Origin of the sequence: Fictibacillus sp. KU28468, assembly GCF_026153615.1 — a bacterium.
Classification (GTDB): Bacteria; Bacillota; Bacilli; order Bacillales; family Fictibacillaceae; genus Fictibacillus_C; species Fictibacillus_C marinisediminis.
Genome location: NZ_CP110666.1, coordinates 2,205,920 through 2,223,078, shown reverse-complemented (window position 1 = coordinate 2,223,078; position 17,159 = coordinate 2,205,920). Strand labels below are relative to the sequence as shown.

Below are 17,159 nucleotides of genomic sequence, written 5' to 3'. Positions count from 1 at the left end.
CCATGAATCTCGGAACGTTACTGGAATTCGCAGTAGAGCGATTCCCGAACAAGGATGCTGTCGTTCAGCAAGATCATCGTTTATCCTATGCAAGGCTGAACAGCCAGGTTGATAAGCTGGCCGCCTCCCTTCAGCGCATCGGAATAAAACAACAGGATCGTGTCATGGTTTTGTTAAAAAACCGGAGCGAAAATGTCATTCTCTATTGGGCGCTGCAAAAATTGGGTGCCATTTATACACCGATAAACTTCAGGCTTTCAGCAAAGGAAGTAGAGTATTGCTTTAACGATGCGGAAGCAACTGTGATTGTCTATGAGGATGCGAGCCAGGTGGCGGTGTTAAAAGCAAGGTTCAATGAGAGGCCTGTCTATATTGGGCTCGAGGGTGTACAAGGAGCAGATATCTACTTTTCTGAACTGATTGAACGGAGCCCTGAAACGTATGACAGACCAGACATACTGGATGAAGATATCGCCTTAATGCTCTATACTTCGGGGACCACAGGAAAACCAAAGGGAGTTCCAAGAAGTCATAAAAATGAGTATGCAGCCGCCCTTGCCCATATCATCCAAAATCATTATATAGAAGGGGAGAGCACACTCGGAACAATGCCTCTCTACCACACCATGGGAATGAGATCGCTGCTTTCAATTACATTTTTAAACGGAAAGCTTGTCATACTTCCTGATTTTGACGCTAAGGATGCGCTGGAATTGCTCTCTAAGGAAGCTGTTTCTTGTTTGTATCTTGTGCCTACTCTGTACCATGACATTTTAAAGCATCCGAAATTTAGCGATTATGATCTGTCGGCCCTTAAAAAAATAGGATATGCCGGGGCCTCCATGACCTCTTCCCTTACAGAGAAATGTATTGAGCGGCTGAAGCCTGAAGTGTTCGTCAATCATTATGGAAGTACTGAGGTGTACACCTTTACCATCAATTCAAATGTCTTCGAAAAGCCATGTTGTGCAGGCAAACCAGGGTTTCATCAAAACATCAGGCTGGTTAGAGCAGACCCGGACGGACATTCAACCTGCGAAGAGATCGTAGGAAAAGATGAAATCGGTGAGATCATTGTCAATTTGCAATCAGTTGAAGCGTTCAAGGGATATTGGAACCGGCCTGATGCGACCCAAAAAGCGATTCGTGACGGCTGGTATTTTACAGGAGATCTTGGTGTGCTGGATGAAGACGGCGATCTGCATGTCGTCGGCAGAGTGGACGACATGATAATCTCAGGCGGCGAAAACATCCACCCTCTGGAAGTCGAAGACGTCATCTCCGAGCATGAGAATGTAATCGAAGTCGCCATCGTCGGAGAAGAAGACGACAGATGGGGACAGATTGTATCAGCGTTCGTCGTTCCCGCCAGCCATACTGTCTCGATTCAAGAGCTGGACGAGTTCTGCAAAAACCATCCGCAGCTCTCCAACTACAAAAGGCCGCGAAAGTATGTATTTGTTAAGGAAATTCCGAAAAGTCCTGTCGGAAAAGTGTTGAGGCGGAAATTGCGGGATGGGGAATTTGAATTGTTCAAAACAGAAAAAGTAGTTTAATTTCTTAAAATCGAAAGGGGAAATCAATATGACAACCACTACTCAATATGATCACATCCGTGTAGAAAAGAACAGGGAAACACAAACAGCGACCATTTTATTCGACCGGCCGGAAAAAATGAATTACATCAGTATGCTCGCCAGGAAACAATTTGCTGAGATCTTTGAAGAATTGAACGATGACGAAGGCGTACGTGTCATCATTGTAAAGGGTGAAGGCGACAAGTGTTTTAGTGCTGGCGGAAGTATTCCTCAGTTCATGGAAACTCATCCTGAAGAATTGTCCCGTTTAAGAGTGAACGTTGCCGCACCAGAGCGTTCCCCGAAGCCTGTCATCGCACAGCTTCAAGGATATACATTTGGGGTAGGCTTTGAGATTGCCATGGCGTGTGATTTCAGAATCGCTGCTGACGACACCCTCCTCGGGTTGCCGGAAATGAATTTGGGCATGATTCCCGGAAGCGGAGGGACGCAGCGTGTGGCACGGGCTGTAGGCCTTACAAGAGCAAAGGATATGATCATGAGAGCAAGAAGGATACCTGCTGAAGAGGCGTACCAATGGGGATTGATTACTAAGGTTGTGGCCAAAGAGGAGCTTGACAATGAAGTGGATCAACTGGCGGCTGAGCTCGTACGGTTTTCACCACTTGCTCAGCGTGTTTGTAAGGAAGTATTGAATGCTGCTGAGGAAGGCCCGTTAAGCACCGGATTAGAGATTGAGGGAAGAGCGTATGGCATGCTGAGATGCACCGAAGACTTCAAAGAAGGTGTTGATGCATTTGTTGAAAAAAGAAAACCGAACTTTACCGGGAAGTAAGTGGAACAGAGTAATCCTGTGCACATCAGGATTACTCTTCTCCTAAATATAACTTCTATAAGTTCAAAAGACTGAAAATTCAGTCTTCATTTCATTCATCCAAGCTAAGTCATGCCAAAAAAACTTTAGTATTGGAGGAAATAACATGTCAAGTGCAATACCTTCTGAGGTTGTTCAAAAAACGGAAGCACCAAAAGTGAGTAACAGGCAAATGGTTTCTGCAACAGCTGCTTCATTATTAGGATGGTCCTTTGATTTATATGATCTCTTCATTCTCCTGTATGTTACACCAACCATAGGTAAGCTATTTTTTCCTACAACTAATCCCACACTGTCCCTGGCTGCTGTATATGCTTCTTTTGCCGTCACACTGCTTATGAGACCACTCGGATCCGCCATATTCGGATCGTATGCCGACAAGCATGGCAGAAAGAATGCCATGACAGTGGCGATCGTCGGGGTTGGTATTAGTACTGCTATTTTTGGATTACTGCCAACGGTTCCGCAAATCGGCTTTTTCGCTGCCTTCCTGTTTTTACTGCTGCGGCTCGTCCAGGGAATCTTTGTCGGTGGGGTAGTCGCCTCCACCCATACCATTGGAACCGAAACGGCACCTCCTAAATGGAGAGGATTAATGTCAGGCCTTATTGGCGGAGGAGGCGCTGGGCTAGGCGCACTATTTGCTTCCATCGTTTTTACAGTCGTTTCAGCCCTGTTTCCCGGTGAAGCCTTTGATAGCTGGGGCTGGAGATTCATGTTCTTTACAGGTATTTTAGGAGCCATTGCGGGCCTTTTTGTGTTTAGGACGCTGGAGGAATCCCCGTTATGGGCCGAAATGAAAACGAAAAAAAACTCAAAACAAAAAATCGTCCAACAAAAACCGGTTAAATCGCTGTTTACGACATACTCCCGTGTACTTCTGGTGAATTTAATGATCGTTATCGGAGGCGGATCGGGTTATTACCTGACTGCCGGATTTATTCCAACCTTCCTTAATGTCGTAAATAAAGTATCCTCTTCGACGCTGTCGGGCGTTCTTATTGCGGCCAGTATAGCTACCATTATATCTGCACTCATTGCCGGACATCTGAGTGAAATCTTTGGCAGAAAAAAGGTATTCCTTGTCATCGGCGTATTGAACGTTATCGGATTACCTTATTTTTATCTATCACTGGCTGATGCTGCGTCTGTTTCATCCATCTATTTTTATGTCATATGTCTTGTACTATTAGGCAATGCGGCGTATGCACCTGTCCTGATTTTTTTAAACGAGCGCTTTCCGACCTCCATCCGGTCAACCGGCACAGGCCTTTCATGGAATATGGGCTTTGCTGTCGGTGGAATGATGCCTACTTTTGTTACTTTGACGAGTGGATCCATTGAAAACATTCCCCATACATTGATGTATTTTACGATCGTGATATATCTGATTTACATTATTGGAAGCGTTATCATCCCGGAAACGAGAGGCAGACTGCAATAGCGTAACATCAGAGTTTTACACCCGTTTGATCTGAATAGAAAGAAGGGAGACTTTATCGATGTCAACTATCGTCCATAAAAAGATACCCACTTATTATAATTTTGCAGGCGGCGAGTGGACAGAAGCGACTTCTAAGGAGCTGATAGAATCGTTTAATCCGGCGACCGGAGAACTGGTCAGCTATTCGCAAAAATCGAATATTCAGGATGTATCCCAGATTATAGAGTCAGTACAGCATTCATTCCTGACAAGTGATTGGTCAATGAATCCTAAGCGCCGTTATGAAGCGTTGCATTCGTTGGCCGGAAAAATGACAGAAAAGCTGGAGCACCTTGCTCTCATCCTCACGATGGATCAGGGAAAGACAATTCGCGAGTCGCGGATCGAGCTGTCAGGCTGTATTGATACACTGAAGTATTTTGCAGGAGCCGCACGTTCTGTCTTTGGCCGTTCCATGCAGCTTGAACCCGATAATTTTGGTGTCGTTGTAAAAGAGCCGGTTGGCGTGGTGGGAATCATATCACCTTGGAACTGGCCCGCGTTGCTCATGATTCGTGAACTCGCACCTGCTCTTGCTGCCGGTAATGGAGTTCTCGTCAAGCCAGCAAGCCTTACTCCTTCAATATCCGTAGAGATCTTTAAGCTCATTGCTGAAATTCCTCATTTTCCAAAAGGGATCGTCAGCATCGTGACCGGTCCAGGAAAGTCCATTGGAGCAGCCATGGCAGCCAGTGACAAGATCGACATGATCAGCTTTACGGGGGACACCTCTACTGGCAAGTCAATCATTGAAATGGGAGCAGGAAATGTCAAAAAAGTAGCACTCGAACTTGGCGGGAAATCTCCGAACGTCGTCTTTGAGGATGCAAATCTTGATAAAGCTGTTCCGGTCATCGGCCGTTCCATTTTTATTTCCGCAGGCCAAATCTGCATGGCCGGTTCCAGGGTGGTCATTCATGAATCCATTAAAGACGAAGTGGTCAAACGTCTAAAAGAATATGCCGAACAGCTGCGGGTGGAAAACGGGCTTCTGGAAACGGCTGATATGGGGCCGTTGGTCTCACAAAGCCAATTGGATCTTGTTGAAGAGTATTGTGAAATCGGTCGGAAAGAAGGAAGAATCATTACTGGCGGCTACCGAATGGCAGGCGAAACATATGATCAGGGCTTTTATTTCGCTCCTACCATCATTGATGGGCTCATGGCCGGCAGCCGCGTGGTCAAAGAAGAAATTTTCGGGCCTGTTCTCGCTGTTCAGACATTCACAACGGAAAAAGAAGCGCTTCACATTGCGAATGACAGTGATTTTGGTTTGTCCGCCGGTGTATGGACATCGGATCTCAACCGAGCGGTACGGATGTCCAAAGGGATCAAAGCGGGAACCGTCTGGATCAATACGTACAACAAAAACTTTCCTGAAACAGAATTTGGGGGTTACAAGCAGAGCGGTTTAGGAAGAACAAGGGGAGTGGATGGCCTGATGGAATATTGCGAGACGAAGCATGTGCATATTGAAATGGACCCTCGTGAGGAGGGTTCTCTATGAACATGAGTTCTATAGTAAAACAGACAGGGCAGGACTTCTCCTTTCATTTGCCTACGCGGATAGAGTTCGGGTATGGAAAATCCTCCCTCATTGCGGAGAACCTCGTAAATCTTGGTGTGAACAGGGTTTTTATCGTCAGTGATAAAGGGGTGGAATCCGCCGGATTATTGAGCGGAATCATTTCATCGCTGCAAGATTCAAAGATTGTCAGCGAGCTCTATCTAGAGGTAGAGCCTGATCCGAGTCTTGAAACGATTGATCGTGGAGCCGAGTATTTTCTATCGGGGCACTATGATTGTCTCGTTGCAGTAGGAGGCGGAAGTGTCATAGACACTGCAAAAGGGATTAGGATTGTAGCAAGCCAGGGCGGCAGCATCCGCGATTATGCAGGAGTCGATAAAATCGTAAGCTCCTCAGCTATTCCGCTGCTTACGATACCAACCACATCCGGGACAGGGAGTGAGGTGACTATCTTCGGTGTTTACTCAGACTGGAAGAACAATGTGAAAGTGACCGTCACCAGCCAGCATATGGCTCCGACACTTACTATAGTTGATCCTGAACTGACCATGGGGTTACCAGAAAATATGACCGCTGCCTCCGGAATTGATGCTCTGGCCCATGGAATCGAAACCTACTTTTCCTTACGGTCGTGCCCTGCATCCGATGCACTGGCCACTGAAGCGATTACCACTGTCGGTTCACACCTTAGACAGGCTGTTGTGGACGGAAAAGATAAGGAAGCACGAATTGGAATGTCGAAAGGAAGCTTACTGGCAGGGATGGCGTTTAACAACGGCTTCCTTGGGCTCGCCCACGCCATTGGAAGTGCTCTTTCCGGTCATTGCCATGTTCCTCACGGAATAGCCATCGGCTTGCTCCTCCCCCGCGTCGTTGAGTTCAATGCTCAAGTGTGCCCACTTAAAGCGGCTAAGATTGCGCAGTTGTTGGGGGTTGAGGGAGAAGACGAAACACAGTTGGCCGGTCAGGCGGCTAAAGCAGTGGCTTTCCTGGTGCGGGAAATTGGACTGCCTACCCGGTTGAAGGAATTGAACGTCCCTGAGGACAGGCTCGCTGCAATTGCAAGTGACTCTTTTCAAAGCGGGATGATGAGGTTTAATCCCCGGCAGCCAGCAGAGGCTGACGTTCTGGATCTGTTAAAGCGCGTTTACTAGAATTTACAAACAAAACGGAGGCGGTTTTTTAATGAGCGATGAGACGATTCTTAGTTTGGAAAAAAGTACAGACGAGGTAGCCTGGAATTTATACCGGAAAGCGATAAGGTTTGGAACGTGGGATCCTGCTGAGATCGATTTAACCTATGACAGAGATGATTTTGAAGCACTTGATCAAGACCTGAAAGATTACCTCATTCACTTTTGCACCGGATTTCTTGATGCAGAAGAGAATGTTGCCTTAAAATTTTGTCCCTGGATCATGCTTGGGGCATCCACCCAGCAACAAGCCTTCCTCAGTACTCAATTGTTGGAGGAATTCAAGCATACCGAATTTTTCCTTCGGTACTTTGAAGAGGTACTCGGCATCAAACGTTTACATGGAGTGCAAAATCTCGTTCAGCAAAAGCTGGATGAGCGGGGAAAAATGATGCTCAATGCACTGGAAGGAAGTATAGAGGAACGCGAAGCTGCCCTCGTTGAAGGATTGACTCACTACCAGGGAATCATTGAAGGTGTACAAGCCATGGCGGGGTACGATGTATTTGAGGATGTTTATGGAAGTAAAGGACTCCTCCCCGGGTTGAAAGAAGGCTTCAAACGTATAAAAGAGGATGAAGGCCGCCACGTCGGCTTTGGGCTTCGCATGTTAAAGCTGCTCGCAAGAAATGAAAAGCACGCCAATAGAATACGAGAGATTTATAGTGAATATCTTCCCTACATTTTGATTCGCTACGATCAGCCGGTAGTGGTTGGCGGACGCGAGGTTCCAACCCCGGTGGAGGTGAACGGCCGGCAGCGGGTGACGAAGCTTTTTGAAAGGCGCCTGAAGGACATATTCGGAGTGCGATCCGTGAGTTAAATGACTTTTATACTCCGCTCTTTAATAAAGAAGGATCAGACAATAAATCACTCAGGTTTTCAAGAGTGGCGACTATTGTGATGGGTCTTTTACCTATTCCGTTCGCCATTTTTACCCCGGAAATACTAAACACAATCTTTTTTGCCAGAGCACTCCGTACAACAATCGCCGTTATCGTGGTTTTGATGTTTTATTTTCCCCGTTTCAGCAGCGGAATAGGGGCTGCCCTTGGAATGATATTCGCTGTAATTACAACAACATTTTGGTTTCTTGCAGGAAACCCGTTCGGTATCGATAACATTTATATCGCTGCTGTTGCACCTCTTATCGTAATGGGAATCGATCATTTTTGGCGAAAAAACAAAACTGTGGTTCACGAGGAACGTTCAAATGAAAATAACGGCCACCAATACAAGGTGCAATAGAGATAAGGGGGAAAGGTGTAATGAAGGCAAGAACATTTCGTACATGGCTAGCTCACCTTGAATCGACAGGGAGGCTGGTGGCCATCGATAAAAAAGTGAGTCTGGAGTATGAGATCGCTGCTGTCGCAAAGAAACTGGACGGCAAAAAAGCGGTATATTTTTCAAATGTTGAGAACTATGGGATGCCTGTCGTTTCGGGGATATGTTCTACAAGAGATGACTTTGCTGAAGCATTGGAAACAGACCAATATGGAATCATTCCAAAATTCACTGAAGCGGTAACTTCACCAAAAGCATGCAGAAAAGTGAGCAACCAAGATGCCCCGGTAAAGGAAAATATCATCACCGAGAACATCGATTTGCTTAAGACCTTTCCCATTCCCGTCCACCATGAGATGGATTCCGGAAATTACATTACCGCAGGCCTGTTCATTACCCGTGATCCTGTGACCCGAAAGCAAAATGTATCCATTCATCGCCTGCAGATTTCTGGAAAGGATAAACTGGGAGTACTTTTGCTGCCGAGGCACACCTTTCATTTGTACAAACAGGCAGAGGAGGAAGGAAGGGCGCTCGAATGTGCCATAGTTGTAGGAGTGGATCCTGTGACACTTCTTGCTTCACAGGCGAGTACCCCATTCGGGATAGATGAGCTGGAAATCGCCAGTGCTCTGCGATCAGAACCACTTGAGACCGTTCGTTGTGAAACGGTGGACATTGATGTGCCTGCCTATGCGGAGATCGTTTTAGAAGGTAAAATCCTCCCGCATATTCGGGAGCCGGAAGGACCGTTTGGGGAGTTCCCTAAATATTACGGCCCGCGGAGTGACAAGGAAATTGTTCAGCTAACCGCCGTGTCACACCGAAAAGACCCGATCTTTTATACGATTATCCCGGCTGGATACGAGCATCTTCTGCTCGGGGGCATTCCACGTGAGGCTAGCCTCATTCAAAGTGTCCGCCAGACTGTGCCTTCTGCCGTTGCGGTTCACATGAGTCCAGGAGGGACATGCCGTTATCATGCTGTCGTATCCATAAAAAAGCGAAACAAAGGTGAAGCTAAGAATGCCATCCTCGCTGCCTTCGCAAACAGTTTTGATATAAAGCACGTGGTTGTCGTCGATGAAGAGGTAGATATATTTAACATGGAGGAAGTAGAATGGGCAATTGCTACGCGTTTCCAGGTGGACAAGGATTTAGTGGTAGTAGAGGGGGCGCAAGGCTCAAAACTCGATCCTTCCACAAATGACGGGTTCGGCTCGAAAACGGGATTTGACTGTACAGTTCCACTTAACAGTGAACCGATGCGTTATAAACGAATTTCCATTCCGGGATACGCAATTATGGACATCCAGGAGTACCTAAACGAAACATCATCAGGGGTAAACCCAGAGCATCTTGAGTATGGCAACAGGAGGAATGATTCCTTGACCAGCTGATCAATGACAGCTGGTCTTTTGTCTCTACCGTTACTTTTATAAGTCAACGGGAAGAGGAATGCTGACTCCCAGCAGCATTTTATTAGAAACTTTTCGAACAAACACAAACCGCAGCCAGCATCATTTTATTTAAATTCTTATTTGTCTCCCTATACAGAAAAACACCTTGAAATTTTCAACTTGTATCCAGCATGGAGCGCTGATCGTCATCGAACGGGAACAGCGCGGGCAATTCGATCGGAGCAACATTAACGTTTCCGTTATTAGAGTCCATTTTTATCCGGGAAATCCTCTTTATGATCGAGGTGACCTTATTATTTCGGCAGCAAACGTACTTCCCTTATCCAAAATTCCATTCGAGTTCAAAAAAACTGGGAACCTGTCATCGAGCAGCCATAGGATTGACCGAGATTAGTGATGCACTGAAACTCGTGGTATATGAAGAAACGGGCAGGGTTTCGTTCTCTGTGGATGGAAAGCTGTATCCGATAAACATGTCCAGTTCAATCGTTTAAAGTATAGGCAGTGCATCAAAAGCAGACCATCCGTCTGCTTTTTTATTTGGGTCTTTCTGTCGGTTTTTTCTTTTGATGATAACGAATCGCAAAAAACTGCCCATTTCTGGAGTATAATTGACTTGAGACCATAACAAGTACTGGGGAGTGATTGGATGGTTTTAGATTTAATAGGAGAGCCGGGAATGGAACCTGTAGTTGGAATGCTCTACTCAATGGTAGACGGAAATTACAAACGGTTAACAATTGTTGCAGGTATATCACAAGAGGAATTAGATTATAAAGGTCCGAACCAAAAATATAACAGTACTGCGCAGTTAGTAAGGCCCTTAGCATACGTGGATCTCAAATGGATAATTAAAATCAAGGGTGAGGCGGTGCCGAGGGAACTTAAAGAGAAATTTGGGCCTAGTTTTGATAAAAACGACCAATTGCCGCAGCTGAAAGGGATTTCTCTGGATGTGCTCATGACTGATTATGATCATGTTGTACAGATGATTAAATCAATGTGTTATCAGTTAACAGACAAACAGTTACATCAAACCGTTGAATATGAAAATGGCTAGAAAGCCACAATCCAATGGGGTATTTGGCAAATCGCAGACCATAACAGATATCATCAGGCTGCGTAAATGGTTTAGCCAAAAATCAGAGACAAGAGAGGGTCAACATCATGAAAAAAGGGATTTTACTATTGGTGGCGGCAACCTTTCTTTGGGCAGGTAATTACATATGCGGCCGGTATTTAGCACCGGCCTTGCCAGCAACTTTATTAAACACGATCCGTTGGGCTATTTCAACGGGGCTTCTGTGGGGATTACTGATGCTTAACAAAAAACCACTCCCGATCATTTCTAAGTGGAGAGAATTTGTAATACAAGGGTTTCTTGGCATATTCGCCTTTTCTACATTAAACTATTTAGGTCTTAAATCGATTAGCGCATCACAAGCAGGGATGATATCAGCAGGTATACCAATTACCATCTTATTATTCACTCCTTTTTTTCTTAAAGAAAAGATCAAAACAAAAGCATGGATTGGTGCAGCAATCTCAATCTTTGGCGTGATTCTCTTGGTTGAGGGAAGACAAGCAAACTCTTCTCAAGGTTCAATTGTTGGACAAATTGAAATTCTCTTATCATGCTTGGCTTGGGGAATGTATACAGTACTTGGTAAGAAATATGGCAAAAAGATAGATCCCCTTACCATGACCGCTGGAGCTGCTTTCTATGGGACGATTTTTAGTGCGATAAGCTGTATTGGAACGGTACATCCAAATATGATACATATGACGAGAAATGCATGGATTTGTATTTTCTATGTGAGTACATTTGCTTCAGTTATTGCTTATTTTTCGTGGAATACCGGAGTGAAAATTGTAGGAGCAGGGCGTGCAGCTCCATATATTAACCTTCTCCCAGTTTGGACTGTTTTGTTAGGCGTTCTATTGTTTCAAGAACATATATCTGGAATCACCCTTTTAGGCGGAATAGTTACAATTCTTGGAGCTGTGCTAGCAAGTTTAAAATAGTATAAAAATCCCCAGAAGAGGACGACCAGGAGTGGTGGGACAACAGCCATCATTTTTGATCGTCCTCTTTGTGTTTAATCATATTAATAATAGGATTGTGGTTGGGCTATGAATAAGGCGATTGGAAAGATGCTTGGATCAAGAAATATTAAAAATCATCCGTTGTTTTTACCCGTCGTTGGATTTATTACCATTATGGCAGGTTTTTCAAGGCTCCTTATCAACAAATAGAATCCGTATACATGACATTTATCATACTTTGGACATGACACGTATGTCTTAAAAGACCAGATTCCCTTCTTTATACTTGAATTGAACCAATGGGAGGGAAACATACTAATGACGAAACAAAAAAATGTTAACTTACGAAAACAAGTTGCCCCATATGAAAAACCGAATACGAAAAATAGTGTAGCACAGCTCATTAATACGCTTGTTCCATTTTTTCTATTGTGGTACCTGGCTTACGAAAGCCTGTCTATTTCCTATTTCATCACTTTGCCATTAACGATTATTGGAGCGGGATTTTTGACGCGGATCTTTATTATTTTTCACGATTGCTGCCACCATTCATTCTTTAGAAATCGAAAAGCCAATAAAATAGTGGGAACGATTACAGGAATCCTTACGTTATTCCCGTACCATCAATGGCAGCATGAACATAACATCCATCACGCTACAAGCAGTAACTTAAATAAACGCGGTACAGGTGACATTTGGATCCTGACGGTAGATGAGTATTTAGCTGCATCTTTTTGGACGCGCATCGCTTATCGATTGTACCGCAATCCGATCGTGATGTTTGGTCTTGGCCCGATTTACGTGTTTCTGATTACGAACCGTTTTAACCGAAAAGGAGCAAGATCGAAAGAACGCAAGAATTTATATATAACGAATCTTTCTATCGCAGCATTGGCCGCATTGCTTTGCTGGACCATCGGCTGGGAAGCATTCTTGCTTGTTCAAGGCCCTATTTTCTTCGTATCAGGCGTTGCTGGCATTTGGCTGTTCTATGTACAGCATCAGTTTGAAGACTCTTATTTTGAAAAAGACGAAGATTGGGATTACGTGAAAGCCGCTATGGATGGGAGCTCTTACTACAAACTTCCGAAAGTCCTGCAATGGCTGACAGGCAATATTGGATTTCATCATATTCATCATTTAAGCCCAAGGGTGCCAAATTATCACTTGGAAGATGTTCATAGTATTGATTCAACTTTTCAAAATGTACAAACGATCACGCTTGCTTCAAGTCTTCGTTCCCTGGGATTCCGTCTTTGGAATGAGGAGAGCAGAACGTTTGTCAGCTTTAAAGACATTAAAAAGATAAAATCAAACAAGAATAATACAAGAGCGGCCCATTTAAAATCAAGCTTGAGCGGCCGATAACAAATAAAGTCCTGAAAGCAGGTGTAAAACCCTTGTTTTCAGGACTCTATTCTGTCTTCAAAAGTAATTGTGATAAAATAGCAATAGGCATTCAACACCGCAAAAGAGGGTTCAATATGAAAAAGATCTATAAGCTGTTTCAAATAAATACCGGGATTTCCCCGTATGTGTGGAGCGTTTTTAGTATTTTGCCGTTTTATTTTATTTTTCAATCTTCATCCACGAAACAAATTGTCGTGGGTATTTTGCTGACCATTTTATTCTTTATCACCTATCGTTTTGCCTTCATATCAAAAGGGTGGCCTGTTTACGTATGGGCTAGCATTCTAATTGCGATATCGATTACCATGACAAGCCTTTTTAACTATGTTTATTTTGCATTTTTTCTTGCTTATTTTATTGGTAATATAAAAGAACGTATTCCTTTTATTTCCTTATATATTATTCATCTCGTCAGCACGACTGTCTCTTTTAACTTCAACATCGTTTTTCAAGATGATCAGTTCTTAAAACAATTGCCTTTTATCATCATCATTTGGGTCAGTATCATCCTTATGCCTTTCAGTTTATCTAACCGAAAAAAGCGTGAGCAGCTGGAAGAACAATTGCAAGACGCGAATTCTGTTCTAGTAAAACAGCAGGAACGCCAGCGGATTGCCCGTGATCTTCACGATACTTTAGGACAAAAACTTTCACTGATCGGGTTGAAAAGTGATTTGGCCAGAAAGTTAATTGACAAAGACCCCGAGCAGGCTCGTTCTCAGTTGAACGACGTACAACAGACCGCTAGAACAGCACTGAACGAAGTCCGGAAAATGGTGTCTCAAATGCGGGGCATTCGATTAGAAGAGGAACTCATCAACGTTAAACAAATACTTAAAGCAGCGCAAATTGAATATATAGGTGAACAAGAATTACACCTCACGAATGTTTCCCTGCTGATCGAAAATATTTTGAGCATGTGTCTGAAAGAAGCGGTAACCAATGTCGTAAGGCACAGCGGGGCGACAACCTGTCATATATCCATCAAACAATCGTTAAACGAAATTATGATTTCCATACGGGATAACGGAGCAGGAATAAGAGTTGATGAAGATATGACAAAAGGCCACGGACTACTAGGAATAAAAGAACGGCTTGAATTTGTCAACGGTCGTCTGGAGATCTTTTCAGAGGAGGGGACGACGTTAATCATACAAGTGCCGAATGTTATAAAATCGGCGGAAAAGGAGGGAGATAAATGATTCGGATCGTCATTGCGGAAGACCAGCAAATGATGTTGGGGGCACTGGGTTTGCTGCTTAATTTGGAAGAGGATATGGAAGTGGTCGGAAAGGCAAGCGACGGGGAAAAAGCGATTTCGCTTGTTCATCAGCATCAGCCTGACATTTGTATCATGGATATTGAAATGCCAGTAAAAACGGGACTTGAAGCAGCGGAAGAACTAAAAGGATCAGGCTGCAAAGTAATGATTTTAACGACATTCGCTCGTACAGGATATTTCCAGCGGGCCGTAAAGGCGGGGGTCAGAGGGTATTTGTTGAAGGACAGTCCGAGCGAAGAATTGGCTAGCTCCATCCGCAGTGTGATGGCAGGCAGGCGAATCTATGCCCCGGAACTCGTGGACGATGCATACAGTGAGGAGAACCCTCTAACTGACCGGGAAAAAGAAGTTTTATCCCTCGTGGCTGATGGAAAAAACACAAAAGAAATCGCCGATCAGCTTTCCATCAAAGCTGGAACGGTGCGAAACTATATTTCAACGATATTAGAAAAACTTGAAGTCACCAATCGGATTGAAGCCATTACCAGATTCCAGGAGAAAGGCTGGTTTAAATAAGTTTCCCGCACTTTATTGCTTTGTCCATGACCAGTGTAATTTTCACTGTTCAAGTACTTAAGGAGATGAATCAATGAATTCTTCTTCAATTAGCGGTTTAAAAAAATTTAACGGTCTCTGGGACTGATAGTTACACTACAAGAGTGTAAAAGTCATCTCAGAGGCCTTATTTTATTTACTTGATTAGTCCCTTGAAAAGCAAAAATAAACAAACTTTTTATGACTCTATCGGGGACAGTTGCTAGGTACAAGTAGGAAAACTAAGATTCACAGAACATTTTCTAACCGAAACCGCATTTTTTTCAGGTGTTATACATTTATTTCATTCGAGTTTAGAAAAATTTTAGATTTGAAGGATATACTTAAATGGACATTTTTAATCATTAGGGAACAGGAAGGAAGTATTATGTCTATTCGAGTACGTTTGCTTTTATCCAATCTTGCCATGATCATAATGCCCGTCATTTTGTTCGTTCTGGCTGCTTTTTTGCTCTTCTCGTTCGTCTTTGTCGACCACGGGGATCACCGCTCCATTTTTGGCTCGTTGGGTCCGACGGAAGGTGCCCGGCCGGCGGACAAGCAAGTCATGGAATTAAAGAAGACAGCAGCCTTAACACCGGAAAAACTATTGAACGTCCGGTATTTGATCCGGGCAGATAAGGAATTAAATGAACAGGGTGCAGCTTTAGTCGTAAGAAGAGGGGACAAAGTCATTTACCATCCCGTAAAAGACAAATCCTTGGAAATCAAGGATCTTCCACCTTTTGGATTCGAGGGATCGAACCGCCCGGTCTCGCGATTGGGCAATAAGCTTTATTCCATGCAAAAGTATGATTTTTACTTCTCAAATGGATCAACAGGGACGTTATTTTTTATTCGAGATGCTGATTTTGCAAAACAGATCTTCCCCCTTCTTTTTGGTAGTTTCCTGTTCATCATGCTCATTACAAATGGGCTGCTCACCTATTTTGTATCCAAAAGCATCCTATATCCTGTGAACGAACTAACGGCAGGAGCCAGGAAGATCAGTGAGGGAAATCTGGACTTTCAATTAATATCAAAAAGAAACGATGAACTTGGTCAGCTTTGCCAAGCATTTGAGACGATGAGAAAAAAGCTAAAAGTTTCAACGGAAATCCAGCTGCAGTACGAGGAAAACCGGAAAGAACTGATCTCCAACATATCCCATGATCTAAAAACGCCATTAACCGCCATTAAAGGATATGTGGAAGGAATCCGTGACGGCGTGGCAAATACTTCAGAAAAAATGGATCGGTATACTCAGACGATTTACAATAAGGCAAACGAACTCGACCATCTCATTGATGAACTGTTTTTGTATTCCAAACTGGATTTAAAAAAGGTCCCATTTCATTTTGAAAAAATGGAAATCAGCGGGTATATCAAGAATTATATCGAAGAATTAAAGATGGATGCTACATTCGGTCAGGTCAGGTTGTCCCTTACGATTAAGGAGGCAAAAGAATTCAAAGTGATTGCTGACCGGGATAAACTAAAACGGGTTTTCACCAATATTATAGAGAACAGCCTCAAATACATGGATAAAAAAGAAAAGTCAATTGATATCGTGTTATCCTCCAATGGAGAAACCGTGTTGGTTGAAGTGCATGACAACGGCCCTGGGATCAAGGAATCTTCTTTACCGTACCTCTTTGATCGTTTTTACCGGGCGGATCCATCCAGGAATACAACCGGGTCTGGACTGGGACTGGCTATTGCAAAACGGATCATCGAAGATCATGGTGGTGAAATATGGGCGGAAAGCCATGAGAATGAAGGGACCAGTATCTTTTTTACGCTAAAAAAAGCCGTGAATGAGGAGGCAAGCCCATGAAAAAGGTGTTAATTATTGAAGATGATGTGAGTATTGCCGAATTGGAGCGTGACTATCTGGAGATCAATGGGCTAGCGGCCGAAATCGCTTTAACAGGGGATACAGGCCTACAAAAAGCATGTTCTGAACCGTTTGACCTCGTTCTCCTGGACCTAATGCTGCCCAACATGGATGGATTTGAACTATGCAAAAAGCTGCGGCAGGAAAAAGATATCCTAATATTAATGGTATCCGCCAAAAAAGATGACATTGATAAAATACGGGGATTTGGGCTTGGGGCGGATGACTTTATTGTAAAACCGTTCAGTCCGGGCGAACTCGTGGCGAGAGTGAAGGCACACCTGGCAAGATATGATCGGTTGAGTAAACGGGAAAATCCGGCTGATGAGATCCATATTCGCGGCCTTCACATAAAGAAAGCTCCCCGTCAGGTGTTTATGAATGAGCGTGAAGTGATCTTTACGGCAAAAGAATTTGATCTGCTTTTCTTTCTGGCGATGAATCCGAATCATGTGTTCAGCAAAGAACATCTTTTCGAAAGAATATGGGGCCTTGATTCGATGGGTGACATCGCGACGGTTACAGTGCACATCCGGAAGCTCCGTGAAAAAATAGAGATTGATCCCTCCAATCCACAGTACATTGAGACAATCTGGGGGGCCGGCTATCGATTCAGAGGTTAAACCCGGCATAGTCCGGGTTTTTTTCGTTAGAATGCAACAGCGA

Annotated in this window: 16 protein-coding genes; all 16 read left to right on the top strand. The window is 44.0% G+C overall.

Annotation, left to right across the window (positions count from 1 at the left end; translation table 11 throughout):
* Window positions 1–2: 2 nt before the first annotated feature.
* The 16 genes from OKX00_RS11520 to OKX00_RS11445 all read left to right on the top strand — a co-directional run bounded on the left by OKX00_RS11520 (window position 3) and on the right by OKX00_RS11445 (window position 17,116).
* Window positions 3–1,556, top strand: a complete 1,554-nt coding sequence (locus OKX00_RS11520; protein ID WP_265407455.1) for a class I adenylate-forming enzyme family protein — start codon at window positions 3–5, stop codon at window positions 1,554–1,556.
* A gap of 28 nt (window positions 1,557–1,584) precedes the next feature.
* Complete coding sequence (locus OKX00_RS11515) at window positions 1,585–2,373, top strand: enoyl-CoA hydratase/isomerase family protein (RefSeq protein WP_053354196.1); 789 nt, start codon at window positions 1,585–1,587, stop codon at window positions 2,371–2,373.
* Between the two features lie 145 nt (window positions 2,374–2,518).
* On the top strand, window positions 2,519–3,856 hold the full coding sequence (locus tag OKX00_RS11510) for an MFS transporter (RefSeq protein ID WP_265407454.1): 1,338 nt from the start codon (window positions 2,519–2,521) through the stop codon (window positions 3,854–3,856).
* Between the two features lie 58 nt (window positions 3,857–3,914).
* Complete coding sequence (locus OKX00_RS11505) at window positions 3,915–5,402, top strand: aldehyde dehydrogenase family protein (RefSeq protein WP_265407453.1); 1,488 nt, start codon at window positions 3,915–3,917, stop codon at window positions 5,400–5,402.
* The gene (locus OKX00_RS11500) at window positions 5,399–6,577 is read left to right on the top strand and encodes an iron-containing alcohol dehydrogenase (protein ID WP_265407452.1); all 1,179 of its coding nucleotides are present in this window, start codon (window positions 5,399–5,401) and stop codon (window positions 6,575–6,577) included. The genes OKX00_RS11505 and OKX00_RS11500 overlap by 4 nt, the downstream gene beginning before the upstream one ends.
* Window positions 6,578–6,608: 31 nt before the next feature.
* A complete protein-coding gene (locus OKX00_RS11495; RefSeq protein WP_265407451.1) occupies window positions 6,609–7,439 on the top strand; it encodes a R2-like ligand-binding oxidase in 831 nt (276 codons plus the stop codon).
* A 65-nt stretch (window positions 7,440–7,504) separates the two neighbouring features.
* Window positions 7,505–7,864: an SLC5/6 family protein gene (locus tag OKX00_RS11490; protein ID WP_265407450.1), complete on the top strand. Its 360-nt coding sequence runs from the start codon at window positions 7,505–7,507 to the stop codon at window positions 7,862–7,864.
* Window positions 7,865–7,884: 20 nt separating this feature from the next.
* The gene (locus OKX00_RS11485; protein ID WP_265407449.1) at window positions 7,885–9,303 is read left to right on the top strand and encodes a UbiD family decarboxylase; all 1,419 of its coding nucleotides are present in this window, start codon (window positions 7,885–7,887) and stop codon (window positions 9,301–9,303) included.
* A gap of 236 nt (window positions 9,304–9,539) precedes the next feature.
* Window positions 9,540–9,818, top strand: a complete 279-nt coding sequence (locus OKX00_RS11480) for a diadenylate cyclase (protein WP_322114373.1) — start codon at window positions 9,540–9,542, stop codon at window positions 9,816–9,818.
* A 185-nt stretch (window positions 9,819–10,003) separates the two neighbouring features.
* Window positions 10,004–10,384 carry a hypothetical protein gene (locus tag OKX00_RS11475; protein WP_322114316.1) on the top strand — a complete coding sequence of 127 codons (381 nt, stop codon included), beginning with the start codon at window positions 10,004–10,006 and terminating at the stop codon, window positions 10,382–10,384.
* Between the two features lie 107 nt (window positions 10,385–10,491).
* The gene (locus OKX00_RS11470; protein ID WP_265407448.1) at window positions 10,492–11,349 is read left to right on the top strand and encodes a DMT family transporter; all 858 of its coding nucleotides are present in this window, start codon (window positions 10,492–10,494) and stop codon (window positions 11,347–11,349) included.
* 339 nt (window positions 11,350–11,688) lie between these two features.
* Complete coding sequence (locus tag OKX00_RS11465) at window positions 11,689–12,738, top strand: Delta(5) desaturase DesA (protein WP_062232293.1); 1,050 nt, start codon at window positions 11,689–11,691, stop codon at window positions 12,736–12,738.
* Between the two features lie 116 nt (window positions 12,739–12,854).
* Complete coding sequence (locus OKX00_RS11460; protein ID WP_062232295.1) at window positions 12,855–13,982, top strand: sensor histidine kinase; 1,128 nt, start codon at window positions 12,855–12,857, stop codon at window positions 13,980–13,982.
* Complete coding sequence (locus OKX00_RS11455; protein ID WP_053354185.1) at window positions 13,979–14,578, top strand: response regulator transcription factor; 600 nt, start codon at window positions 13,979–13,981, stop codon at window positions 14,576–14,578. Before OKX00_RS11460 ends, OKX00_RS11455 begins: the two co-directional genes overlap by 4 nt.
* Window positions 14,579–14,984: 406 nt before the next feature.
* The gene (locus OKX00_RS11450; protein ID WP_265407447.1) at window positions 14,985–16,433 is read left to right on the top strand and encodes a sensor histidine kinase; all 1,449 of its coding nucleotides are present in this window, start codon (window positions 14,985–14,987) and stop codon (window positions 16,431–16,433) included.
* The gene (locus OKX00_RS11445) at window positions 16,430–17,116 is read left to right on the top strand and encodes a response regulator transcription factor (protein WP_265407446.1); all 687 of its coding nucleotides are present in this window, start codon (window positions 16,430–16,432) and stop codon (window positions 17,114–17,116) included. Before OKX00_RS11450 ends, OKX00_RS11445 begins: the two co-directional genes overlap by 4 nt.
* The last annotated feature ends 43 nt before the right edge of the window (window positions 17,117–17,159 follow it).

What these genes read in the sequence shown, in the direction of transcription:
- OKX00_RS11445 (WP_265407446.1), top strand. Translation starts at nt 16,430, where the DNA reads ATGAAAAAGGTGTTAATTATTGAAGATGATGTGAGTATTGCCGAATTG.
- OKX00_RS11500 (WP_265407452.1), top strand. Translation starts at nt 5,399, where the DNA reads ATGAACATGAGTTCTATAGTAAAACAGACAGGGCAGGACTTCTCCTTT.
- OKX00_RS11485 (WP_265407449.1), top strand. Translation starts at nt 7,885, where the DNA reads ATGAAGGCAAGAACATTTCGTACATGGCTAGCTCACCTTGAATCGACA.
- OKX00_RS11520 (WP_265407455.1), top strand. Translation starts at nt 3, where the DNA reads ATGAATCTCGGAACGTTACTGGAATTCGCAGTAGAGCGATTCCCGAAC.
- OKX00_RS11515 (WP_053354196.1), top strand. Translation starts at nt 1,585, where the DNA reads ATGACAACCACTACTCAATATGATCACATCCGTGTAGAAAAGAACAGG.
- OKX00_RS11450 (WP_265407447.1), top strand. Translation starts at nt 14,985, where the DNA reads ATGTCTATTCGAGTACGTTTGCTTTTATCCAATCTTGCCATGATCATA.
- OKX00_RS11475 (WP_322114316.1), top strand. Translation starts at nt 10,004, where the DNA reads ATGGAACCTGTAGTTGGAATGCTCTACTCAATGGTAGACGGAAATTAC.
- OKX00_RS11495 (WP_265407451.1), top strand. Translation starts at nt 6,609, where the DNA reads ATGAGCGATGAGACGATTCTTAGTTTGGAAAAAAGTACAGACGAGGTA.
- OKX00_RS11455 (WP_053354185.1), top strand. Translation starts at nt 13,979, where the DNA reads ATGATTCGGATCGTCATTGCGGAAGACCAGCAAATGATGTTGGGGGCA.
- OKX00_RS11505 (WP_265407453.1), top strand. Translation starts at nt 3,915, where the DNA reads ATGTCAACTATCGTCCATAAAAAGATACCCACTTATTATAATTTTGCA.
- OKX00_RS11510 (WP_265407454.1), top strand. Translation starts at nt 2,519, where the DNA reads ATGTCAAGTGCAATACCTTCTGAGGTTGTTCAAAAAACGGAAGCACCA.
- OKX00_RS11470 (WP_265407448.1), top strand. Translation starts at nt 10,492, where the DNA reads ATGAAAAAAGGGATTTTACTATTGGTGGCGGCAACCTTTCTTTGGGCA.
- OKX00_RS11465 (WP_062232293.1), top strand. Translation starts at nt 11,689, where the DNA reads ATGACGAAACAAAAAAATGTTAACTTACGAAAACAAGTTGCCCCATAT.
- OKX00_RS11460 (WP_062232295.1), top strand. Translation starts at nt 12,855, where the DNA reads ATGAAAAAGATCTATAAGCTGTTTCAAATAAATACCGGGATTTCCCCG.